General features: G+C 63.4%; 22 protein-coding genes. 8 read left to right on the top strand and 14 right to left on the bottom strand.

What is annotated here, in order from left to right:
- Window positions 1-138: 138 nt before the first annotated feature.
- From AC1DYC_RS10265 to AC1DYC_RS10275, 3 genes are all read left to right on the top strand, one after another.
- On the top strand, window positions 139-975 hold the full coding sequence (locus AC1DYC_RS10265; RefSeq protein ID WP_477405944.1) for a DUF2059 domain-containing protein: 837 nt from the start codon (window positions 139-141) through the stop codon (window positions 973-975).
- 11 nt (window positions 976-986) lie between these two features.
- The gene (locus AC1DYC_RS10270) at window positions 987-1,268 is read left to right on the top strand and encodes a hypothetical protein (RefSeq protein WP_477405946.1); all 282 of its coding nucleotides are present in this window, start codon (window positions 987-989) and stop codon (window positions 1,266-1,268) included.
- Window positions 1,269-1,365: 97 nt separating this feature from the next.
- Window positions 1,366-4,020: an ATP-dependent helicase gene (locus tag AC1DYC_RS10275; protein WP_477405948.1), complete on the top strand. Its 2,655-nt coding sequence runs from the start codon at window positions 1,366-1,368 to the stop codon at window positions 4,018-4,020.
- A 20-nt stretch (window positions 4,021-4,040) separates the two neighbouring features.
- Here AC1DYC_RS10275 and AC1DYC_RS10280 read toward each other — a convergent pair whose 3' ends face one another.
- The 5 genes from AC1DYC_RS10280 to AC1DYC_RS10300 all read right to left on the bottom strand — a co-directional run bounded on the left by AC1DYC_RS10280 (window position 4,041) and on the right by AC1DYC_RS10300 (window position 9,017).
- Complete coding sequence (locus AC1DYC_RS10280) at window positions 4,041-5,081, bottom strand: ABC transporter permease (RefSeq protein ID WP_477405950.1); 1,041 nt, start codon at window positions 5,079-5,081, stop codon at window positions 4,041-4,043.
- Window positions 5,078-5,875, bottom strand: coding sequence for an ATP-binding cassette domain-containing protein (locus AC1DYC_RS10285; protein ID WP_477408239.1), 798 nt, complete (start codon window positions 5,873-5,875; stop codon window positions 5,078-5,080). Before AC1DYC_RS10285 ends, AC1DYC_RS10280 begins: the two co-directional genes overlap by 4 nt.
- Window positions 5,876-5,962: 87 nt before the next feature.
- Window positions 5,963-6,976 (bottom strand): substrate-binding domain-containing protein, encoded by a 1,014-nt coding sequence (locus AC1DYC_RS10290; RefSeq protein ID WP_477301269.1) that lies wholly within the window; start codon window positions 6,974-6,976, stop codon window positions 5,963-5,965.
- Between the two features lie 104 nt (window positions 6,977-7,080).
- Entirely contained in the window at window positions 7,081-7,986 is a 906-nt protein-coding gene (locus AC1DYC_RS10295; protein ID WP_477405952.1) for a sugar phosphate isomerase/epimerase family protein, read from the bottom strand.
- Entirely contained in the window at window positions 7,986-9,017 is a 1,032-nt protein-coding gene (locus tag AC1DYC_RS10300; RefSeq protein ID WP_477405954.1) for a Gfo/Idh/MocA family protein, read from the bottom strand. Before AC1DYC_RS10300 ends, AC1DYC_RS10295 begins: the two co-directional genes overlap by 1 nt.
- A gap of 194 nt (window positions 9,018-9,211) precedes the next feature.
- Between AC1DYC_RS10300 and AC1DYC_RS10305 the strand changes: the two genes are divergently transcribed.
- Entirely contained in the window at window positions 9,212-10,237 is a 1,026-nt protein-coding gene (locus AC1DYC_RS10305) for a LacI family DNA-binding transcriptional regulator (protein WP_477405956.1), read from the top strand.
- 27 nt (window positions 10,238-10,264) lie between these two features.
- Here AC1DYC_RS10305 and AC1DYC_RS10310 read toward each other — a convergent pair whose 3' ends face one another.
- On the bottom strand, window positions 10,265-10,579 hold the full coding sequence (locus AC1DYC_RS10310; RefSeq protein WP_477301262.1) for a ferritin family protein: 315 nt from the start codon (window positions 10,577-10,579) through the stop codon (window positions 10,265-10,267).
- A gap of 71 nt (window positions 10,580-10,650) precedes the next feature.
- Window positions 10,651-11,406 (bottom strand): bestrophin-like domain, encoded by a 756-nt coding sequence (locus AC1DYC_RS10315; RefSeq protein WP_477405958.1) that lies wholly within the window; start codon window positions 11,404-11,406, stop codon window positions 10,651-10,653.
- Between the two features lie 167 nt (window positions 11,407-11,573).
- On the opposite strand from AC1DYC_RS10315, the gene AC1DYC_RS10320 reads away from it, so the two are divergent.
- Window positions 11,574-13,055 carry an esterase-like activity of phytase family protein gene (locus AC1DYC_RS10320; protein WP_477405960.1) on the top strand — a complete coding sequence of 494 codons (1,482 nt, stop codon included), beginning with the start codon at window positions 11,574-11,576 and terminating at the stop codon, window positions 13,053-13,055.
- A gap of 170 nt (window positions 13,056-13,225) precedes the next feature.
- Here AC1DYC_RS10320 and AC1DYC_RS10325 read toward each other — a convergent pair whose 3' ends face one another.
- Window positions 13,226-14,017 carry a L,D-transpeptidase gene (locus tag AC1DYC_RS10325; protein ID WP_477405962.1) on the bottom strand — a complete coding sequence of 264 codons (792 nt, stop codon included), beginning with the start codon at window positions 14,015-14,017 and terminating at the stop codon, window positions 13,226-13,228.
- A 176-nt stretch (window positions 14,018-14,193) separates the two neighbouring features.
- On the opposite strand from AC1DYC_RS10325, the gene AC1DYC_RS10330 reads away from it, so the two are divergent.
- The gene (locus AC1DYC_RS10330; RefSeq protein ID WP_477405964.1) at window positions 14,194-15,666 is read left to right on the top strand and encodes an MATE family efflux transporter; all 1,473 of its coding nucleotides are present in this window, start codon (window positions 14,194-14,196) and stop codon (window positions 15,664-15,666) included.
- Window positions 15,667-15,669: 3 nt separating this feature from the next.
- On the opposite strand, the gene AC1DYC_RS10335 is transcribed toward AC1DYC_RS10330, so the two are convergent.
- Entirely contained in the window at window positions 15,670-16,875 is a 1,206-nt protein-coding gene (locus tag AC1DYC_RS10335) for an MFS transporter (protein WP_477405966.1), read from the bottom strand.
- Window positions 16,876-17,029: 154 nt separating this feature from the next.
- Between AC1DYC_RS10335 and AC1DYC_RS10340 the strand changes: the two genes are divergently transcribed.
- The gene (locus AC1DYC_RS10340) at window positions 17,030-17,605 is read left to right on the top strand and encodes a TMEM175 family protein (RefSeq protein WP_477405968.1); all 576 of its coding nucleotides are present in this window, start codon (window positions 17,030-17,032) and stop codon (window positions 17,603-17,605) included.
- A 6-nt stretch (window positions 17,606-17,611) separates the two neighbouring features.
- On the opposite strand, the gene AC1DYC_RS10345 is transcribed toward AC1DYC_RS10340, so the two are convergent.
- Window positions 17,612-17,893, bottom strand: coding sequence for a hypothetical protein (locus tag AC1DYC_RS10345; RefSeq protein WP_477301250.1), 282 nt, complete (start codon window positions 17,891-17,893; stop codon window positions 17,612-17,614).
- A 132-nt stretch (window positions 17,894-18,025) separates the two neighbouring features.
- Between AC1DYC_RS10345 and AC1DYC_RS10350 the strand changes: the two genes are divergently transcribed.
- A complete protein-coding gene (locus AC1DYC_RS10350; protein WP_477405970.1) occupies window positions 18,026-18,892 on the top strand; it encodes an SDR family NAD(P)-dependent oxidoreductase in 867 nt (288 codons plus the stop codon).
- A gap of 26 nt (window positions 18,893-18,918) precedes the next feature.
- Here AC1DYC_RS10350 and AC1DYC_RS10355 read toward each other — a convergent pair whose 3' ends face one another.
- From AC1DYC_RS10355 to AC1DYC_RS10370, 4 genes are all read right to left on the bottom strand, one after another.
- Entirely contained in the window at window positions 18,919-19,344 is a 426-nt protein-coding gene (locus AC1DYC_RS10355; protein WP_477405972.1) for a low affinity iron permease family protein, read from the bottom strand.
- A 281-nt stretch (window positions 19,345-19,625) separates the two neighbouring features.
- Complete coding sequence (locus AC1DYC_RS10360) at window positions 19,626-20,267, bottom strand: DapH/DapD/GlmU-related protein (protein WP_477405974.1); 642 nt, start codon at window positions 20,265-20,267, stop codon at window positions 19,626-19,628.
- Between the two features lie 58 nt (window positions 20,268-20,325).
- Window positions 20,326-20,829, bottom strand: a complete 504-nt coding sequence (locus tag AC1DYC_RS10365) for a CreA family protein (RefSeq protein WP_477405976.1) — start codon at window positions 20,827-20,829, stop codon at window positions 20,326-20,328.
- 62 nt (window positions 20,830-20,891) lie between these two features.
- Window positions 20,892-21,398, bottom strand: coding sequence for a cytochrome b (locus tag AC1DYC_RS10370; RefSeq protein WP_477405978.1), 507 nt, complete (start codon window positions 21,396-21,398; stop codon window positions 20,892-20,894).
- Between the last annotated feature and the right edge of the window lie 158 nt (window positions 21,399-21,556).

The raw sequence follows: 21,556 nt of genomic DNA on the forward strand, positions 1-21,556 counted from the left end.
CAGCCTAAACGGCCAGTAAAGCGGCTGTCGAAGACTGTCTTTATTGCCCAACCGCCCGCCATGGTGGCAATCGATCTTGCCCATCACCGGGTTTTCCAGCAGTCTCCATCTGGATCGTCCACCACTGGAGCAAGCACAATGACGTCATTCGTTCCGCGGCCCTCGCGCTTGGCGTTTGTGCTCTGCTTTCTGGTTTCGTTTATCGTCGGCACCGTGGCCTCGTCGGCACAGACGCTTCATGAGATCAACAAGGCGAACGGCTTATACGAGGTGCTGATAGATATCGGCCCCGGCTTCACCGACGCTATGAAATCCATCCCGGGGCCGCTGCCGAAGAACTATCAGGAGGCGCTGGCGATCGCGACAGTCGGCGGCTTCAACCCGGACAAAATGGAGAGAGCCGTCGAATTACGGATGGGGGACAAGCTGACCACTACCGATCTGTCCGAACTCGGCGCGTTTTATACCTCCCCGCTGGGAAAGCATGTCACTGATTTGGAGATTCAGGCTTCTCGTCCGGAAGCTGAGGCAAGCAAGGCAATTGAGGGCAAGCGCATCCTGGCCGAACTTCCGATCAAGGACCCAGCCCGGCTCGAATTGTACAGAAAGATTGCCGATGATCTCCGCGTTGTCGATCTCGGAGAAGCCATAGCGTTAAACGTGGGCTACGCAATGATTGCAGGAATGCAAAGCGCGGCCAAAAATCCGCTGTCGGACCAACAGATGATGGACATCATGCATGAGCAATCGCCTCACATCCGTCCGGAGATCGAAAGAACCTTAATGGAGGGTTCAGCCTATACGTACAGAGATCTTTCCCTTAGCGATCTCAAACTTTATTCGAAATTTCTGACTTCATCGGCTGGCCACCGTTATTATGATCAGCTGCTGATGGCTCTGGGCGCGGTGGTGGCAGATGAGACACGAGCGTTCGGGCACCGATTGTCTGCCGCTCTCGGATCCAGCAAGGCCTGAGAGGCTTACCTGTGATCCGCGACCGGAGATTTACTGACGACGGCGTATCGGCCTGGCTTCTCTCATGTGAGCGAGCAGCCAAGCTCGTACACGCTACGGATGCCAACGCAATTGCCGAGCTTGAGTCTCGCTTCGGCTTCAACCAGGCCGGTGCCTTAACCCATTTCGTTGAGCAAACCGAATGGGGAATGGCAACCTTCCCGGAATTTCAAGGCGGTCGTGGCACCTTCACCCAAAGGTTGAAGGCACTCCGTTCAAAGTGGGAGCTGTGGGAAAAAGCTGAACCAGCCTAGGAAGCCGGGTCCACGAGACATCCAATCCCCGCACTTTACCAGAACAAAACGTAGACACTTCTGGTCTTTCGCTGCCGAATCACTACATTCGGGGGCGATGTCCGGCTTTTCGGAAGACATGCCCTTCTTTGACGAACCGAATGCGCGGCCCGCGGCCCCGTCGGGGATAGCCGCGCGCGCCATGGCGGCCCGCAGCGGCCAAAACAGCGCGCCCGACTACCTGAAGGGGCTGAACCCCGAGCAGCGGCTGGCGGTGGAGACCACTGAAGGCCCGGTTCTGGTGCTGGCCGGCGCCGGCACCGGCAAGACGCGGGTGCTCACCACCCGCATCGCCCACATTCTCGCCACCGGCAGGGCGTTCCCATCGCAGATCCTGGCGGTGACTTTCACCAACAAGGCCGCGCGCGAAATGAAGCAGCGCATCGGCATCCTGATCGGCGAAGGCAATGTCGAGGGCATGCCGTGGCTCGGCACCTTCCACTCGATCGGGGTGAAGCTGTTGCGCCGCCATGCCGAGCTGGCCGGGCTGAAATCCGATTTCACCATTCTCGACACCGACGATGTCGTGCGGCTGATCAAGCAGCTGATCCAGGCCGAGGGGCTGGACGACAAGCGCTGGCCGGCCAAGCAGTTCGCGCAGATGATCGACGGCTGGAAGAACAAGGGCCAAGGCCCCGCCGATATCGCCGAGGGCGACGCCCGCAGCTTCGCCAATGGCAAGGGCCGTGAGCTCTACAAGGCCTATCAGGAGCGGCTGCAGACGCTGAACGCCTGCGATTTCGGCGATCTCTTGTGTCATCCCATCCGCATCTTCCGCGCCAATCCGGACGTGCTGAAGGACTACCACAGGCGTTTCAAATACATCCTCGTCGACGAATACCAGGACACCAACACCGCGCAATACATGTGGCTGCGGCTCTTGGCGCAGCGGCCGGATGCGGGCCGATCCTCGGCCTCCGGCGATCTGCGATCGGCCGAAGGCCGCAAGCCCGACCGGGCGTCCGAGCCGTTGCGAGGCCCTCGCGGAGGGCCCGCGCCGGCAGGCGCGGAACAGCCCGTGAGCGAAAGCAAAGTCAACATCTGCTGTGTCGGCGACGACGACCAGTCCATCTATGGCTGGCGCGGCGCCGAGGTCGACAACATCCTGCGCTTCGACAAGGATTTCCCGGGCGCCACCATCATCCGGCTGGAGCGCAACTACCGGTCGACCGCGCATATCCTGGGTGCTGCCTCCCACCTCATCGCCCACAATGAGGGCCGCTTCGGCAAGACGCTGTTCACCGACCGCAATGACCCCGAGGACGGCAAGGTCAACGTCCACGCCGCCTGGGATTCCGAGGAGGAAGCCCGCGCCGTCGGCGAGACCATCGAAGCCTATCAGCGGCAAAAGCATAATTTGAACGACATGGCGATTCTTGTCCGCGCGTCCTTCCAGATGCGCGCCTTCGAGGAGCGCTTCACCACGCTCGGCCTCAACTACCGCGTCATAGGTGGCCCGCGCTTTTACGAACGCATGGAAATCCGCGATGCGATGGCCTTCTTCCGCGTCGTCGCGCAAGGCGCCGACGACCTCGCCTTCGAGCGCATCGTCAATGTGCCCAAGCGCGGGCTCGGCGAGGCCACCATCCGCCAGATCCACGACACTGCCCGCGCCCTGCGCATCCCAATGCTGGAGGCTGCCGGCAATCTTGCTGAAAGCGACGAGCTGAAGCCGAAGCCGCGCGCGGCGCTGCGTGAGGTCGCGGCCAATTTCGAGCGCTGGCAGAAGGCGCTGGAAACCACGCCGCACACCGAACTCGCCGAGACCATTCTAGAAGAGAGTGGCTATACCGACATGTGGAAGAACGACCGCTCGGTCGAGGCGCCTGGCCGGCTGGAGAACCTCAAGGAACTGATTCGCTCGATGGAGCAGTACGAGTCGCTGCGCTCCTTCCTCGAACATGTGGCGCTGGTCATGGATGCCGAGCAGAATGCCGGCCAGGACGCCGTCTCCATCATGACCCTGCATTCGGCCAAAGGCCTCGAATTCGAGACGGTTTTTCTCCCCGGCTGGGAGGAGGGCCTGTTTCCGCACCAGCGCGCGCTCGATGAGGGCGGTCGCTCCGGGCTGGAGGAAGAGCGCCGGCTGGCCTATGTCGGCCTGACGCGGGCCAAGAAGAACCTGCATCTCTGGTTCGTCTCCAACCGGCTCATCCATGGTCTGTGGCAATCGACCATTCCGTCGCGTTTCCTCGAAGAGTTGCCGAATGACCATGTCGAGATCGCCGAAAGCGGCAACTCCTATGGCGGTTACGGCAATGCCTATGGCGGCGGTTCGTTTGCTTCCGGTCGCGGTGGCCGCCAGAACCCCTATGGCGCCTCGCGCTTCGACAATGTCGGCGCGGAAAAATCCGGCGCCTTCTCCAACACCTATGCGACGCCCGGCTGGCAGCGCGCGCAGGCCAACCGCACCGAGGCGACCGACCGCAATTGGGGCACGCGCTCCGGCCATCAGGTCGAGCGCATCGGCTATGGCGAGACGGACTCCGGCTACGGCGCCGGCCGTACCTCGGTGAAGGGCCGCACCATAGACGGCGAGCTGGTCGCCAAATCCGTCGCCGACACGCCCTCCCCCTTCAGCGTCGGCGACCGCGTCTTCCACCAAAAATTCGGCAACGGCAACATATCCGCCATCGAAGGCAACAAGCTGACCATCGACTTCGACAAGGCCGGCCAGAAACGCGTACTGGACGGATTTGTAGCGGCGGTGTGATCCGTCTTAACCGCTAGCCCTCACCTGTACCGTGCCTGGTTCCACTTATGGCCAAGCAGCGAAAGGATGATGATCAGCCCATTGAAGAACTGCACATAGAAGCCGCTCAGGCCCGCCGCCACGACGCCGGTCTGGATGAAGGCGACGGTGACCGCGCCGATGGCGCCGCCGGCGACCGTGCCGATGCCGCCCCAGGTCGGCGTGCCGCCGACGAAGACTGAGGCCAGCACCGGCAGAAGATAGCCGTCGCCGGCGGTCGGCCACCAGGTGAAGTTGATCATCACCGAAAACGTGCCTGCTATGGCTGCGCCGATACCGACGAAGACGAACACTTTGACCCGCACGCGCTTGACGTCGATGCCCATTTGCTGGGCGCTGTCGGGGTTGTCGCCGACCACCCTGACCTGCGCGCCGAAGCGATGGCGGTTGTAGAGCATCGCCGACAAAACGACGAAGGCGAAGGCCCAGAAGATCTGCACCGGGATGCCCCACAGCTGACTGGAGAAGATCTTGTAGGCCAAGCTGTCGTTGAGACCGGTCAGCGCCGTCGACTTGCCCTCGTTGATGATCTGGATCAGCCCGCGCAGCAGGAAATTCATGCCGAGCGTGGCGATCAGCGACGACAGCCCGCCATAGACGACCAGTGATCCCACGAGAAAGCCGAGCAGCATGCCGGTGATGATCGCCGCGGCAATGCCGAGGAACGGATCGTAGCCAGCCTGCACCACCAGCGCGAACACCCAGGAGGCAAAGCCCATCGTGGCCGGAAACGACAGGTCGATTTCGCCGCAAGTGACGACGAAGACCAGCGGCACCACCACGAACAGCGCCACCGGCAGCGTCGTCAGCACCGAGCTGTAGAGATACCAGGTGGTGAACACGGTCGGGTTAGCGATCAGGAACACCGCCATCATGACGATGAACACGGCAAACGTGCCGAGCGCTGCGCGATTGTCGATGACGAAACCGCGCAGCCAGTGATCGGACGGGTGCTTCCACTCAGGACGGGCTGCCTCGCCGCCGAGCGGGCTTTGCAGATCGGGTTCCATGGTCTTGCTCATCGCACTGCCCTCTCCGCGTCGCCGGCATCATGCAGGCCCGGCAATCCGCCGGGGTGTGCCACGTCTTCCATGAAGTTGATGAGATCCTCGGCCGAGTTGACCTCGGTGCGATCAGCGGTCAGCGCCACCTTGCCGCGGTCCAGCACCACGAAGCGGTCGGCAATGTCGAAGACATGGTGGATATTGTGGCCGATGAACAGGATCGAACGGCCGCTCGCCCGTACCTGGCGCACGAAGTGGAAGACCTTGGCGGTCTCGGTCAGCGACAGCGCCGTCGTCGGCTCGTCGAGAATGATCAGCTCGGCCTGCTTGTAGATGGCGCGCGCGATCGCCACGCCCTGGCGTTCGCCGCCGGAGAGCTGGCCGACGATCGAATGCGGCGTGAACACCTTCGAGGTGAAGCCGATCTCGCGCATCAGCCGGCTTGCCTCCTCGATCTCCTTGTCAACCCTGAGAAAGCCCATGAAGCCAGTGAGTTCGCGGCCCATGAAGATGTTGCGCACGATGGTCTGCTGCACGGCAAGCGCCCTGTCCTGGAACACCGTTTCGATGCCGGCGTCGCGCGAGCGCGCAGCACTCCAGCCGGTCACCGGCTTGCCGCGCACCAGGATCTCGCCGCTGGTCGGCTTGACGACGCCGGACAGGATCTTGATCAGTGTCGACTTGCCGGCGCCATTGTCGCCGATGAGGCCGACCACCTCGCCGCGGTCGACCGAGAGGTTGACCCCGCCCAGCGCGTAGACCTGGCCGTAGGATTTGCTGATGTCGCGCAGTTCGATGATGCGTTCGGCCATGGCGATCCTCGCGTTCATTGTCGCTTGCCGGCATTCCCGCCAGCGGTCCTGCCGGCTGGGCGTACGCCCAGCCGACTGCTTGGGAGGTCAGCGCAGCGCCTGCTTGGCGAGCTCGGCGACGATCTCGTAATTCTGCGGCGTGACGAAGCCGGCACCCGTGTCGACATTCATCGGCGCCAGGCCGAGCACCACCTGCTGGCACAGGCTGAGGATCGGCAGATAGCCCTGTAGGAACGGCTGCTGGTCGGCGGTCAGTTGCACCCAGCCGCCCTTGAACGCCTCGACGATCTGCGGGCTGGTGTCGAAGCCGAAATTGAAGATGTCGCCCGGCTTGCGGCCGGCCGCCTGCATGTAGGTGGCGACATTGCCGAGCATCTGGCCGCCGGGATAGCCGACCGCCTTCACGTCAGGATTGTTGAGGAGCGCCGCCGTGATCACCGGGATCGCCAGATTGGGGTCGGATGCCCATTCGCCGCTCGGCGGCGACGACAGCTGGATGACCTCGACGCCGGCTTCCTTGAGCGCAGCCACCGTGCCGCGCTCGCGCGCGCCGCGGGCCTCGTTCTCGAACGGGCCGATCATGATCGCCTTGTCGCCGGACTTGAGCTTGCCGAGCTTGAACGCTTCGGCGCCGAGGGCGCGGCCCTGTTGCTCCTGCTGGGCGCCGACATAGCCGCCGCCGAACGCTTCCACCACCTTCGGCACCGGCACGTTCTGGTACATCATCTTGATGCCGTCCTTGTGCGCCTGTTCGGCCAGCGGCATGATCGCGGCGTCGCCGGGATGGCCCATCATGGCGATGCCGTTTGGCTTGACCGCGACGGCCTCGCGCAATTGCTGCACCATCTTCTCCACGTCCCACTGCGAGAAGATGTAGTCGACCTTCGGCCCGAGATCGGCGGCCGCCTGCTTGGCGCCATTATAGACGATGGTTCCGAAAGCGTCGCCCTCGGCGCCGCCGACGAAGAAGCGGATGTGGACGTCCTTGCACCACTGGGCGTCGAGCGCCTGCGCCGGCAGAGTGGAGATGGCGGCGCAGAGCGCGGTGGCGGCGGCCACGACGGTCGAGCGCAGAAGTGTCGTTCTCAATGCGATGCTCATGCACGTTCCTCCCTTTTGTCCTCGGTGAGCCGAGGGGTTTCGTCATTCGCTTGTCGGCACTGCTCAGCAATCGTCTCCGGCCGGCTCCTCCCGCCGGCCGCTGCTTACGCCGGGTTCGGCAGATAGGTCGCTCCTCCCCGGCATTGCTTCAGGTATTCAAGCGCCCGCACCTGGCCGGTGATTTCTAGGTCCCCGCGATAGACCGGGTCGTGCCAGCCCTCGATGTCGATGGCGCCGTGATAGCCGGCCAGCCGCAATTCGCTGATCACCCGCGTCCAGTCGCTGTCGCCGAAACCGGGCGTGCGCATCTGCACGAAGGGCAGCCGGCCAAACACGCCATGCTCGCGGATGACATCCCAGCGCACGGTCGCGTCCTTGCCATGGACATGGAAGATGCGCGGCGCCCATTTGCGGATCTGCGGCAGCGGATCGATGAGATAGACCAGCTGATGGCAAGGCTCCCATTCCAGCCCGAGGTTGTCGTCAGGCACTTCATTGAACATCAGCTCCCAGGCATCGGGATTGTGGGCGATGTTCCAGTCGCCGGTCGCCCAGTTGCCGTCCATGGCGCAGTTCTCGAAGGCGATGCGCACGCCCTTGTCGGCGGCGCGCTTGGCCAGCGGACCCCACACTTCGCGGAAGCGCTGCAGGCTGTCGGTCAGCTTCTTGCCGCGCAGGCGGCCGGTAAAGCCGCTGACCGTGGAAGCGCCGAACAGATGCGCATTGTCGATGACGGCCTCCCAGGCCGCGAGCACGCCGCGATCGACCTCGCCATCCTCCAGCGGATTGCCGAACACGCCAAGCGAGGACACAGCGACGTCGGCATCGCCGATCGCCTCGCGAATCTGGCCGGCCAGCCGCGGCAAGTCCTTGCCGCCCAGCGTCTGCCAGAAGAAGGGCTGGATGCTTTCGAAACCAAGCGGCAGGATTTGCTTGATGTAGGCCGCCGGGTCTTCGAGATTGGCCCGCACCATGGTGCCGATCCGGATGTCGAGAAGGGGGTTTGGCATCACAGTCCTTCCCTGGAAATGGCCACGCGTCGGCCGGTCTCGGCGCTTTCGATGGCGCCAAAAACCATGGCCAGGCTTTTGATGTTGTCGGAGCCGCGCGTTTCCGGCTCGGTGCCGGTCTCGATGGCGTGCATGAAATCCCTGATGATGCCGAGATGGCCGCCAATGCGGTCGGCGGGATCGAGCGGCGGCACGATGATCGGCTGGGTCAGGTCGAACATGCCGTCGCGGACCGACAGCACAACTTCCGCCTTCAGCCCCTCCTCGCCGTCCCAGACCAGGCTGCCGTGCTCGGCGACGATGCGCCAGCTGCTTTCCCAGCTGGTGCGAAAGCCGGCGCCGCACCACGAGCCGGCATAGGTGAACACCTTGCCGTCGCCGAGATCGAAGACGGCGCTGGCCGACGAGCCCTGCCTATACCAGGAATTGGCGGGCTCCCATTCCTGGCAATAGACACCTGCGGGATCGCCGCCGACCATGTAGCGGGCGGCATCGAAGGTGTGGATCGCCATGTCCAGCAAAAGCACATGCGCCATCTCCTCGCGAAAGCCGCCGAAATGCGGCGCGATGAAGAAGTCGGCGTGGATGCTGGTCGGGCGGCCGATGGCGCCGGAATCCAGAAACCGCCTGATGCGCCGCACATTGGCGACATAGCGCCGGTTCTGCACCACGGCATGGACGCGCCCTGCGCGGCGCGCCGCCTCGACAATAGCGCGGGCGTTTTCCGGCGTGTCGGCGAGCGGTTTTTCGGTGAGCAGATGGCAATTGTGGGCGAAGGCGGCAAAAGCGACGCCGCGCCGGGCGGCGGGAACCACGACGTCGAACACCGCGTCGGGCCTGGTCTGGTCGAGCACCTGATCGAGGTTGGTGCCGATGACGGCGCCATCCAGCCCGTATTCGTGCGCCCTCGCCTTCGCCCGTTCGGCGTCGAGATCGACCAGGCCGACAATGGCGAGCCCGTCGATCTGCCTTGCGGCACCGAGCCAGGCCTTGCTCATCGCACCACAGCCGACGAGGACGGCATTCATCATCCGGCATTCCTCCCGTTCGGTCCCTCCAGACCGAATGTCACGGCATCCACGGCATCACCGTAAACGTTTTCCCGTAAACGTTTACGAGAACACACCCGATGGCGTAGAATGTCAATCGGCTGCCTGCAAAAATCATCCCGAAGCCTTGGCCTGAGCGGCAGCCGGTGCTAGCCAAGGCAGGGGGAGAACCGTCTTTGGCGTCCAGTATTCACGACCTAGCGCGTCACCTGAACATTTCGATCGGCACCGTGTCCCGCGCGCTGAACGGCCGCGCCGACGTCAATGCCGACACCCGCCAGCGCGTGCTCGCCGCCGCCAAGCAGCTGAACTATTCCCCGAACCAGTCCGGCCGCAGTCTCAGGCAAGGCGCCACCCATTCCATCGCCTTCATGCTGCAGCCGCATCCGGGCGACCAGCAGTATGGCGAGCCGTTCTTCATCCCGTTCCTGACCGGTCTGCAGGCGCGGCTCGCCGAGTATGACCTGGATCTGATGGTCGTCATGGGTGAGCCCGGCCAATATCAGCAGGAGAGGCTGCGCCGCGTGGTTGAGACGCGCCGGGCCGACGCGGTCGTGTTGGCCAATACACGGCGGGAAGACGATCGGATCGACTATCTCAGCAAGGCCGGCTTTCCCTTCGCCACGCTTGGCCGAAGTCAATCCGGCGGCGACGCCTATCCTTCGCTCGATATCGATTTCGAGAGGGCGGGTGATGAAGCCGTCGACCGGCTGGTCGCGCGCGGCCACCGCCGCATTGCCGCCATCCGCCCTTCGCTCGATCTCAACTTCGGCTACCTGTTCCTCGACGGCTACCGCAAGGCGCTGGAGCGGCACGGCATCGAAGTCGATCCCGGCCTGATCGCCGACGGCTTCATCAACGAGGCCGGAGGCTACCAGGTGACGCCGCGCGTGATGCTCTCCAAAGACCGGCCCACAGCCATCATCTTCAACAATGACGCAATGGCTCTCGGCGGCTGCAAGGCACTGGCCGAGATGGGCATCAGGCCCGGCCACGACATAGCGGTGATCGTCATCGTCGACACGCCGCTTTGCCGCTACTTTTCTCCGGCGCTGACTGCCTTCCGTCCGTCGCTGGAGCCGATGGGCCGGCGGCTGGCAGAAATGCTGCTGGCCTCGCTCCCCGCCTTCGCCGGTCCCGAAGGCCCGCGCATCATCCGCGAAGTCTGGCCGCTGGAGCTGATTGCGCGCGATAGCGACTGATCACGGCCGGACGCAGGCTGGCCGGCATCAATCCACCTTCTTCTCGCCCCGCTCGCCGGCCTTGACGATGTCGCCGGTGGTGAACAGGATTTCCTTCAGTTCCGCCCGCCAGTCCTTCTTCTGGCGCAGCAGGAATTCCAGGTCCATGCCGAAATGCTTGAACTCCTCGCCTTGCGCATTCTTCATGATCGCCTTGGCCTGCGGATCCTTCTCCACCGATATGCGCTGCTCATACCAGCCGATCGCCTCCGCCTCCTCGATCAGCGAGGTAATCATGCGGGCGAAGGTCCGCACCTTCTGCGTCAGTTCTTCCGGCGGCTCGTGATACTGATCGAAACCCATGTCGCTTCCCTGAATTGGACCTGCAAATTCGGCTGTATCCAGGAATGCATTGGAACGCCGCGGGTTCCGCCTCACTGTTGCAATTCGACCAAAGCCCTCTGCAACGGCGCCGACGAAATCTGGATCGGGCCGGAAAACGGCACATCCATATCGAGGATCAGGTAAAGCGCTCCGGCAATCAGCGCTGCCGACACCACGAACGTCTCTATGGTGATGGCATTTCGCGGCGCCCTGAAACCGAAACTGGCGAAGATCAGCACCAACCAGGCAACGAGCATAACGATCAGCGGCCGCGGGATGGTACCTTCCGATTGCTCAATCAAAGCCCAGCGCAGTTCCACCACCTTCTGCAGATGCTGGCGGGCGTCCTCCAGCAGGGAACCATGCGCTGAGTCAGCAGGCTGCAGAGCGGTCAATCTTGTGCTGATCTCGGTCAACAGACGTTCAGACAGCCGGTTGGCGACGAGGGGTGTTTCGTTGGCTTCTGTCCAGTTGTTGGTCTGTCTTTGCACATAAGCGACCAGCGGCTGACGGACCTCGGCGGTCTCGGGCCCATATTGCCGAAGCGACCGGTCGAGAAGGATCAACTCGGTCGCATATGTGTGCACGTTGCGGTCGATCGACTCGAAAGTGTTCTTGGCCGAGTTGATCATGAGACCAAGCACCAGCGAGGTCATGACGACGAACAGGTTGGCGGCGAGCCGAACCACGGCGTTGGTGTCGTCGTCACGGTGATGGGCTGGCAACCTGCCGTAGACGGCCATGCTGGCCAGCGGCGCCGCCGTCAGGCAGAGGAAAACGGCCACCGCGATGAGTGTTTCCTGCATGCAGCCATTTCTGCACGGCAAGCACCGAATGCCAATGGCTGTCAGAATGCTCTGTCACGCAAGTATCATGTTCGCGTCCTAGACCGCTTTGCGGGGGGCGACATCGTCGATGCGACGCGGAGCCCTGCAGTCTCAGCCGCTCAAGGCTCGTCACAAAGAGGATCTCTATGAAAATCTCGCACCGAACCGTGTCGCTCGGCGCCGCATTGGCGCTGTTTACCGCTTTGACCCCTGCCCTTGCCGACAGCACCGCCACCGTCGGCGGCGTCAGCTTCGTCAACAAGGGGCTCGTCGGCGTCGGTCGCATCCCGGCCGACCTGAAGGACAAGTTCGGCGAGACCTTCGGCTCCGGCTCCGGCATGTCGATCGACGCCGCAAGCTGGACACATGACGCCAACGGCTACAAGGGTTCGCTCTGGCTGCTGCCGGATCGCGGCTACAATGTCGTCGGCACCACCGACTATCGGCCGCGCCTCAACACTATCGCTATCGAGCTCACGCCGACCCCGCTGGGTGCCACACCCGCCGCCGGCCAGGAACAGACCGGCGTCAAGGCGACGCTTGCCGATTCCCTGCTGCTGACCGATGACAAGGGCGCCGACGCCACCGGCCTCGATCCGCTCAACGGCGTGCGCGCGGCGAGCGGCGACCTGCCGATCCTGCCCGAGGCCAACGGCAAGCTGGCGCTCGACAATGAGGCGATCGCGCGGCTGCCCGACGGCACCATGTTCATTTCCGACGAATACGGCCCCAACATCTACCGCTTCTCGGCCGATGGCCATCTGTTGTCGGCAACGCAGCCGCCGGCAGCCTTGGTGCCGATGCGCAAGGGCACGCCGAACTTCGCCTCCGACAATCCGGGCCCGGGTGCCGCCGAGCCCGATCCGAAGGATCCCGAGACCGGCCGCCAGAACAACCAGGGCCTCGAAGGCATGGCGCTGACGCCGGACGGCAAATCGCTGATCGCGGTGCTGCAGTCGGCACCCCGCCAAGATGGCGGCGATTCCGGCGCGACGCGCCAGAACACCCGCGCCCTGGTCTATGACGCCACCGACCCGGCACACCTCAAGCTGGCGCACGAATATGTCGTTCCGCTGCCGGTGTTCAAGGACGACAAGGGCAAGACCAAGATCGCCGCGCAGAGCGAGATCGTGGCGCTGTCCGACAAGACCTTCCTGATGCTGGCGCGCGACAGCGGCAACGGCCAGGGCGTGAAGGGCGACACTTCGCTTGTGCGCCAGATCTTCGTCGTCGACGTCTCTGGTGCCACCGACATTGCCGGCGGCGCCTTCGATGCCGCCGACAAGCCGGTAGCGCCCAAGGGCGTGCTCGACCCCTCGGTGACGCCGGCCAAGCTGACGCCGTTTATCAACATCAACGACAACAAGGAACTCGGCCGCTTCGGCCTGCATGACGGCAAGCCGAACGACAAGAACAACCTCTCGGAGAAGTGGGAGGCGATGTCGGTGGTCAGCGTGCTCGATCCGGCGCTGCCCGACGATTATTTCCTGTTCGTCGGCAACGACAACGACTTCCTCGCCCAGGACGGCTTCCAGGTCGGCACGCCCTACAAGGCCGAAGACGGCGCCGACGTCGACACTATGTTCCTGGTGTATCAGGTCACGCTTCCGGGCCTCGCCAAGAAGTAGTTGCATACGACAGAGAAAAGCGGACGCGCCTAAAGCAATTCCAGGAAAAGTGTGATCGGTTTTCCGTCCGGAATTGCGAAAAAAACAAAGAGACAGAGCGTTTCACCTTTTCCGTGAAACGCTCTGTCTCGTCCGCTTTTTTGTCGGCTACAGCGATACAGCTGAGAAACTTACTTCAAGATCTCGGCATCCTTCGGCACGCCGGCATCGATCGGCTCGGCGGTACGGCTCGACACCGCCATGATCTTGCCGGCGGGCGACAGGTTCGGGCGCACATAGACCTGGGCGACGCCATTGACCCGGCTGTAGAGGTCGATGATGTCCTGGTTCATGAAGCGCACGCAACCCGACGATGCGTTCTTGCCGATGGAATCCCACTCCGGCGTACCGTGCAGCCGGTACATCGTGTCCTTGCCGTCGCGGAACAGATAGAGCGCGCGGGCGCCGAGCGGGCTCTGCGGTCCCGGCGGCATGCCGTCCTTGTATTTCGTCAGTTCCGGCCGGCGCTGGATCATTTCGGGCGGCGGCGTCCACACCGGCCACTTCTTGCGCGCCTGGACCACGGCGCTGCCGGTCCAGCCGAAGCCGGCCTTGCCGAGGCTGACGCCGTAACGGATCGCCTTGCCGCCATCGCGCACCAGATAGAGGAAATGCTCCGACGTATCGACGACGATGGTGCCGGGTTTTTCGCCGGTCGGGTCGGTCACGATCTGGCGCACGAACTTCGGATCGAGCTTGGATATCGGGATCGCCGGCAGTTGGTAGCCCTCGTCGACGCGCGCCGCATACATGCTTTCGGCGGCGCCGAAGGCCGAGTCGCTTGGCGGCGGCGGCGCTGCAGCTGGGGGCGCCACGTCCGTGGTGGTGCAGGCCGAAAGCGCCATCGAAGCGGCACCCAAGGCGGATACCCCAAGAAATGCGCGCCGGTTCAGGCGCTCAGAAAAAAGCGGATTGTCGGACATGATCCCCTCGGTTTGCGGCCCCACGCGGCGACGATCCATAGCCCATTCCGGATGCTTTGAGAACCTGATTGGCGCGAGGCAACCAGGCGCAATGTTCCGATGCCGCATCGACCTCGTCCGTCAAATCGGCGATCATTGCCGGGCGGACTTTGAGATGAACGGTCGCCGAGCAGCCCATGGACGAAAAAATGCCCCCGCGCCGGCGCACCGGTGATCTCACCACCGGCCCGATCCCGCGCACGCTGCTTCTGTTCGCCCTGCCGGTGCTCGGCTCCAACGTGCTGCAATCGCTCAACGGTTCGATCAATGCCGTCTGGGTCGGCCGCTTTCTCGGCGAATCGGCGCTGACCGCGACGTCCAACGCCAATCTGGTGCTGTTCCTCATCCTCGGCACCGTGTTCGGCATCGGCATGGCGGCGACCATCCTGGTGGCGCAATCGGTCGGTGCCCGCGACCTGCCCGAGGCTCGGCGCATCGTCGGCACCAGTGCCACTTTCTTCTTCCTCGTCTCGGTGGTCTTCGCCGTCTGCGGCTGGATCTGGGTCGACGCCATTCTCAACACGCTGGGCACGCCACCAGATGCGCTGCCGCTGGCACGCTCCTACCTGCGCATCATCTTCGTCGCCGTACCGATGATGAATCTCCTTTCCTTCGTCATGACGGTGCTGCGCGGCGCCGGCGATTCGCGCACGCCGTTCTTCTTCATGGCGCTCGCCGTCGTGCTCGACATCGTGCTCAACCCTCTGCTGATCCGAGGCATCGGCCCCTTCCCCGAACTCGGCATTGCCGGCTCCGCCACCTCGACGCTGGTCGGCCAGACGGTGAGCGTGATCGCCATCCTCGTGGTGCTTTATGCGCGCAAGCATCCGCTCAGGATCGCCGGCGCCGACCTCGCTCTGCTGCGGCCCGACCCGACGCTGCTCCGGATAGTCGTCTTCAAAGGCGTGCCGATGGGCCTGCAGATGATCGTGATTTCGGCGGCCGCACTGACGGTGATGGGCATCGTCAATTCCTACGGCTCGCAGGTCGCCGCTGCCTACGGCATCGCCGCGCAGCTGTGGACGTACATCCAGATGCCGGCGCTGGCCATCGGCGCTGCGGTCTCCTCGATGGCGGCGCAAAATGTCGGCGCCGGGCGCTGGGACCGCATCGGCAAGGTCGCCGCCTCCGGCGTCGGCTTCAACCTCGTGCTCACCGGCTCACTGGTGGCGCTGCTGTTCTTCTTCGACAGGCCGGTGCTCGGCCTGTTTCTCAGCGGCGACAGCACGGCAATCGACATTGCCGCCCACATCAACAAGGCGGCGTCCTGGTCGTTCATCCTTTTCGGCATCACCATTGTGCTGTTCGCCACCGTGCGGGCCACCGGTGCTGTGATGCCGCCGCTAATCATCCTGGTGATTTCGGTGCTGGTCGTGCGCACCGGCTTTGCCTACTTCTTCCGCAGCTACATCGGCCAGGAAGCGCTGTGGTGGAGCTTTCCGGCGGGCTCAATCACCTCGCTGGTGCTGGCCGCCGCCTACTATCGCTTCGGCCGCTGGCGCACCATGCACATGATCGAAGACCGGCCTGCCGCCGGCGAACCGCCCGACACCGGCCTCGGCGTGCCGCGCCACCGCGCCAATTTGGCGCCCGAGACGCCGAACGGGTGAAGTTCAGCGCGCATATTTCGCGCCGAACCCCAATGCCACCAGCGAGAACACCGTGATCATGCCGGCAAAGGCCAGGCTCGCCGTCGTCGGGCTGCTCCAGTTCGACAACAGGCCGATGCCGATGACCGGCAGCGCGTTGCCGCAGAAGCAGCAGATGAAGAAGGCCGACACCACTTCGGCGCGGCGGTTCGTGGGCGCGATCTGGTTCACCACCTGCAGGCCGCCGCGATAGCCGAGCGCCGCCGCCATGCCGCAGACAGCAGTTGCGGCAATCATCAGCGACATCGAGGCAAAAAACTGAGCTGCGACGACCAGCGCCACTGCGGGGATCATCAGCGCCAGCGCCGCCAGCATGCCGGTGCGGCTGGGCAGCCAGGTTGTGCCCAGAATGGTGGCGGCGGCCACGATCGACAGTTCGAAGAACAGCCCGCCGGCCTCGGCGTGATTGGCCACATTGAGTTGCTGCGCCAGGATGCTCGGCGCCAATGCCGCATAGAAGCCGACCAGCGCCATGGCGCCGAAACCGGTCACCGCCGGCGCCACGAAAGCGGCGCGGATATCGGCCGGCACCGAGAGGCGTGGCCGCAGCGAAACATCGGCCAGCCTCCCCGGCCGCGACACGGTTTCGCGCGTGCGCCAGATCATGAGCGTGACCACGAGAAGCACCGCCAGATAGACCGCAAACGTCAGCCTGAGCGGCCACGGCGCATATTCGGCAAGCAGGCCGGAGCCCAGCGCGCCGAGGCCGAGGCCGACGAAGTTGGTGCTGGTGGCGATGACAGCCGCGCGGGACTTGTCCTCGCCTTCGAGCAGCTCGGCGAGCCAGGCCGTGCCGGTTCCCGCGCCGATGCCGATGCCAAGGCCGCTCAGGATACGGGCCGCGTCGAGCCAGGCGACATTTTCGGCGAACAGGAACACCAGCGCACTGACCACCGCCACCGCCATCGACGCCAGTGCCGCAGGGCGGCGGCCAATGCCGTCGGACAGCCGTCCGAACATCAGCAATGCGCCGAGATTGCCGACGACATAGACGGCGTAGACCAGGGTGAGCGTGATCTGCGAGAAACCGAAGGCCTGCTTGTAGATGATGTAAAGCGGCGTCAGCGCCGTGCTGCCCGCGAACAGCGCCGCGATCATGGCGGCGACCGCAGCCATCGCGGCCCGGCCGCCGAGTTCACTGTCGCGCGTTGTCTCGGCATAGCTGGTCATGGCAACCTCCGGTCAGTTGCCCCAACGCCCGATCGAAACCCAACGTTGATGTAAGGACGGCTGTTCCATTTGCCGAACCCGCTCCTGACAATCTTGTCAGGATGGTCTTGCGTGAAGTCCTCGCTTAACGTCGGCCCAACGAGAGGGAGGAACCATGGGCAAAGGCAGGGTCGAGGCATTCACCGACGGCGTCGTCGCCATCATCATCACCATCATGGTGCTGGAGCTGAAAGTGCCGCATGGCGAGGATTTTTCGTCCCTCCTGCCGCTGTGGCCGATCTTCTTCAGCTATGTCCTGTCGTTCATCAATGTCGGCATCTACTGGAACAATCTGCACAACATGTTCCACACCGTGCAGCGGGTCGACGGCCGCGTACTATGGGCCAATCTGAACCTTCTGTTCTGGCTGTCGCTGATGCCGGCGACCACCGCTTTCATGGGCGAGAACCATTTCGCCCCTGTGCCGGTCGCCGTCTACGGCATCGACCTTGTTCTGTGTGCGGTTGCCTACACCATTCTCGTCAGCAGGCTGCGCCCCTTGCACGGCAACGAGACCGCCTTCACCAAGGCGGTCGGCAATGACAGGAAGGGCAAGATCTCGCTGATGTGCTACATCGCCGCCGTGCTGCTGACCTTCGTCAACCAGTGGATCGGCGTCGCGATCTACTTTCTGGTGGCTGCCGTCTGGTTTGTGCCGGATACACGGTTTTCGCGGGTGATCGAAAAGTAGCGGGCGCTACTTGCGCATCGCCTTCAGCTTTTCGGCGACCGACGCCGCGAGGTCGCCGTAGCGCTCCTCCAGCCTTTCCGCCGCCTTGATGATCGAAAAGTCATGGCCGAACTTTTCCAGCGCCATGCGCAGTTTCTCGACGAACTCTGCCTGTTTTTCCAATGCCGAAAACAGCGTCTTCACCTGCGCTTCGCTGATGTCGGGATTGGCCAGCATCTGCGGCACCTCGCGGCCCATCTGGTCGCCGGTGGCGGTCTGCTCCTTCAGGATTGCGATCCAGTCGGTCAATCGGCAGTCTCCTTATCGACAGCAACATGCGCAGCGCCCGCCGCCGCGGTCAACCCGAAGCCATCGCAACGGGCTTGCCTGAGCCGCATCTGACGCTAAGTTCGGCGCCACCTGAACCCAAGGAAAAAGCCCATGACCTCCGACGCCGAAATCCAGTCCGCTTTGCCCGCGCTCAGCCCCGGCAATGTCGCCGTCATCACTGGTAGCGCCAGCGGCATCGGCCTTGCCGCGGCCAAGAGGCTGGCGGCGATGGGCATGAAGATTGTGCTGGCCGACATTGGTGGCGCGCGCTTCGATGCGGCCCGCAAGGCGGTCGCCGCGATCGCCGGCGAGGATGCCGTGCTCGCCGTCGCTACCGACGTCTCGAAGGCGGACGACCTCGGCCGGCTAGCGGAGAAAACGCACACTGCTTTCGGCAACATCTCGCTGCTGATGAACAATGCCGGCGTCGGCAACAATCCGGGAAAACCCTGGGAAAATGGCGAGGCCTGGAAGCGGCTGATCGACATCAATTTCTGGGGCGTCGTGCACGGCGTCGAGGCCTTCGCGCCAGCCATGCTGGCATCGGGAAAGCCCGGCCTGATCGTCAACACCGGTTCCAAGCAAGGCATCACCACGCCGCCCGGCAACCTCGCCTACAACGTCTCCAAATCGGCGCTGAAAACCTTCACCGAAGGCCTGGCGCACGCACTGCGCAACGAACCGGGCGCCAAGGTCGCGGCGCATCTTCTCATTCCCGGCTTCACCTTCACCGGCATCACCGAGGGCGCGACCGAAAAACCGGCCGGCGCCTGGACCGGCGAGCAGGTCATCGACTTCATGCTGGCCTCCCTCATGCGTGGCGATTTCTACATCCTTTGCCCGGACAATGAGGTGAAGCGGCCGACGGACGAAAAACGCATGGCCTGGGCGATCGGCGACATCATCGAGAACCGCCCTGCCCTCTCGCGCTGGCACCCCGACCACAAGGACGCTTTTGCGGCCTTCATGGAGCGCTGAGCGGCGAATTCACGCAAAGCTGAGACTCAAGCAGCGCGCTTTTTCGCAGTGCGCTTCTGCGTCACCGCTTTCTTGGCGGCCAGTTCGGCGATCTCGGTGTCATGTCGTTTCGCCGCCCGTTCGCATTTGTCTCTGATTTCCTCGACCTCGGTTTCGGTCAGATGCTCGATGCCGATGAAATTGTTGTGCCCCTCGCTGACCCGGATCAGTTCGTCGAGCTTGGCCTGGACCGCGGCGCCATCGCGGTTTTGCGTGTTCTGGATCAGGAACACCATCAGGAAAGTGATGATCGTCGTTCCCGTGTTGATGACCAGTTGCCACGTATCGGAGAAGCCGAAGAACGGCCCGCTGGCCGCCCAGACGATAACGATCGCGCAGCAGCCGACAAAGGTCAGCGGCAGCCCGGCCAGATGGGCAACGAAGTTGGCGATCCTGGTAAACAGCTTTTCCAATTCAAAATCCCTCAAGAGCTCCCGATGGGAGCCGCGTTCGTCGCTCAGCAAGAAACAATCGGCAGCCGCTCCGGGTTCCCTGTCGCGCGCGATATCGCCGATGCAATTGAACACACGCCAAAAGCGCAGCGCCGGGAAAAGCCGCCTTATGGGTTTGTTGCCATAGTCCTTGTGCAGGCCGGAGAGCCTGTTCCTTCCGCTTCACAGCGGTTTACCTCCAAAGCCCCTTCCGCTGCGCCACCCCCGCATAGCGGAAGGGGCTCCTGGCGGAGAGCGCTGCGCTAGGAAGGCTCCTGTTCCCAGCGGTCGAGAAAATCCTCGATCGCCAGGGCCTGCATCTCGGGAACCGCTTTCGCCAGTTTCTCCGGCGGCCAATCCCACCAGGCGAGGCTTTCGATCCGCGCCGCGATCTCAGCGGGAAAACGCCGGCGCAATGGCTTCGCCGGCACGCCGGCGACGATCGTGTAAGCCGGCACATCCTTGGTCACCACCGCATTGGCGCCGACGATGGCGCCATTGCCGATGCTGATGCCAGGCATGATGACCGCGCCATGGCCGATCCAGACATCGTTGCCGATGCTGACAGCCTTGGCCTGCCGCCGCTCGCGAAACGCCGCGTCGACGCCCAGCCAGCGGAAGTATTCGTTTGGCCGATAGCTGAGCTTGTGCTGTGTCACCCGCTCGATCGGATGCTCCAGCGCATTGATGCGGCTGTTGGCGGCGATCGAGCAGAATTTTCCGATCGTCGTGTAGATCGCTTCGGCGTGGCGCTCGAAATAGGAGAAATCGCCGACATTGACCTCGCGCAACACGACCCGCTCGCCGATCGAGGCATAGCGGCCGAGCTTGCACGCCTTCAGCTCCGCGGTCGGGTGGATGCGCGGTTCCGGGTCTTTGAGGACAAGGTTTTCGGTACGGTCCATCTCGCGGCTTTACCCCCGCGCAATTGCGGAAGCAATTGTCGCGTCAGGAGTAACGGCCCTATTTCGGCTGGCCGTTGGTCCACACCACGCTCTGGCCGAACAACGGCACGGTGGTCACCGACATTTTCGCCGAGCCGTCCTGCACCTGGCGCGAATGCGAGAGGTAGATCAGCGTCTCGTTTTTCTTGTCGTAGATACGGTTCACCACCTGCTTCTTCCAGATCAGGCTGATGCCTTGCTTGAACACCTCTTCGCCGCCTTCGCTCATGTCGATGTCGCCGATGGTGATCGGGCCGGTCTGGCGACAGGAGATCGAGGAATCCGACGGGTCCTCGAACCAGTTGCCTTTCTGCAGCCGGTCGATGACGCCGCGGTCGAAATAGGAGACGTGGCAGGTGATGCCGTCGACCTTCGGGTCCTTGATCGCCTCGACGATGATGTCGTTGCCGAGCCAGTCGACGCCGACCTTGCCGACTTCCTCGGCCGCGGCAGCACCGGCGCCAAGGGCGATGCATGCGGCCAATGCGCCACCGATCAGTTTTCGCCCAATCCGTCTCTGCAACGTAGCCTCCTCAGGTTCTGGTTGCCGACCCACAGGTGGGGCGAACTGCCTTGCTTTGCAAGCTAAGCCTGCCGGAATGCCAGCATCCGCCGCAGCACATCGGTCTTGAAGAAAAAATGCTGAATCAGCGCGCCTGCCGTATGCAAGAGCACCACATAGAGCAGGATGTTCTTGCCCAGCACATGCACCAGACTTGCCCCTGGCACACCAAGAAACCATGCGGCGGCGCCGGAGAGCGGCACGATGAAGATGAGGGCGTAGATGACGAAATGCGTCGCCTTGGCGAGCAGTTTCAACGCCGGATGTTCCATGCCCGACACCGGTGGAACGCCGCGCGTCGCCCTGAGCCAGACCCGCCACGCAGCCAGGACCAGCACCGCCAGGCCGATCACGACATGCATATAGGCCAGCGGCATATCACCGGGCGACGCCTCCTGCCCCCTGCGAAAGGCACGCCAGACATGCTCCATGCCGTCATGGGCGAGGAACTGGATCAGGATCAGGGCAGCAATGCTCCAATGCAGCCCGATCTGGGTTTTCGAATAGGAAGCAACGGACATATCCGACATTGACTGGTTCCACGGCAAGAGAACAGATCGGCAAGATAGGTAGGGGCTCGAATCGGTCAAATTACGGTTTGGTAACTCCGGCCGCATCGAGAGCGGGTTGCGGCAACGCGGCATCTTTGCCTTGACCGCCGCTACCGGCTAAGACTTCCGCCGCAGGC

This window comes from Mesorhizobium sp. P2_E7 (genome assembly GCF_056403855.1).

What these genes read in the sequence shown, in the direction of transcription:
- AC1DYC_RS10265 (WP_477405944.1), top strand. Translation starts at nt 139, where the DNA reads ATGACGTCATTCGTTCCGCGGCCCTCGCGCTTGGCGTTTGTGCTCTGC.
- AC1DYC_RS10275 (WP_477405948.1), top strand. Translation starts at nt 1,366, where the DNA reads ATGTCCGGCTTTTCGGAAGACATGCCCTTCTTTGACGAACCGAATGCG.
- AC1DYC_RS10280 (WP_477405950.1), bottom strand. Translation starts at nt 5,081, where the DNA reads ATGAGCAAGACCATGGAACCCGATCTGCAAAGCCCGCTCGGCGGCGAG.
- AC1DYC_RS10285 (WP_477408239.1), bottom strand. Translation starts at nt 5,875, where the DNA reads ATGGCCGAACGCATCATCGAACTGCGCGACATCAGCAAATCCTACGGC.
- AC1DYC_RS10290 (WP_477301269.1), bottom strand. Translation starts at nt 6,976, where the DNA reads ATGAGCATCGCATTGAGAACGACACTTCTGCGCTCGACCGTCGTGGCC.
- AC1DYC_RS10295 (WP_477405952.1), bottom strand. Translation starts at nt 7,986, where the DNA reads ATGCCAAACCCCCTTCTCGACATCCGGATCGGCACCATGGTGCGGGCC.
- AC1DYC_RS10300 (WP_477405954.1), bottom strand. Translation starts at nt 9,017, where the DNA reads ATGATGAATGCCGTCCTCGTCGGCTGTGGTGCGATGAGCAAGGCCTGG.
- AC1DYC_RS10310 (WP_477301262.1), bottom strand. Translation starts at nt 10,579, where the DNA reads ATGGGTTTCGATCAGTATCACGAGCCGCCGGAAGAACTGACGCAGAAG.
- AC1DYC_RS10315 (WP_477405958.1), bottom strand. Translation starts at nt 11,406, where the DNA reads ATGCAGGAAACACTCATCGCGGTGGCCGTTTTCCTCTGCCTGACGGCG.
- AC1DYC_RS10320 (WP_477405960.1), top strand. Translation starts at nt 11,574, where the DNA reads ATGAAAATCTCGCACCGAACCGTGTCGCTCGGCGCCGCATTGGCGCTG.
- AC1DYC_RS10325 (WP_477405962.1), bottom strand. Translation starts at nt 14,017, where the DNA reads ATGTCCGACAATCCGCTTTTTTCTGAGCGCCTGAACCGGCGCGCATTT.
- AC1DYC_RS10330 (WP_477405964.1), top strand. Translation starts at nt 14,194, where the DNA reads ATGGACGAAAAAATGCCCCCGCGCCGGCGCACCGGTGATCTCACCACC.
- AC1DYC_RS10335 (WP_477405966.1), bottom strand. Translation starts at nt 16,875, where the DNA reads ATGACCAGCTATGCCGAGACAACGCGCGACAGTGAACTCGGCGGCCGG.
- AC1DYC_RS10340 (WP_477405968.1), top strand. Translation starts at nt 17,030, where the DNA reads ATGGGCAAAGGCAGGGTCGAGGCATTCACCGACGGCGTCGTCGCCATC.
- AC1DYC_RS10350 (WP_477405970.1), top strand. Translation starts at nt 18,026, where the DNA reads ATGACCTCCGACGCCGAAATCCAGTCCGCTTTGCCCGCGCTCAGCCCC.
- AC1DYC_RS10360 (WP_477405974.1), bottom strand. Translation starts at nt 20,267, where the DNA reads ATGGACCGTACCGAAAACCTTGTCCTCAAAGACCCGGAACCGCGCATC.
- AC1DYC_RS10370 (WP_477405978.1), bottom strand. Translation starts at nt 21,398, where the DNA reads ATGTCGGATATGTCCGTTGCTTCCTATTCGAAAACCCAGATCGGGCTG.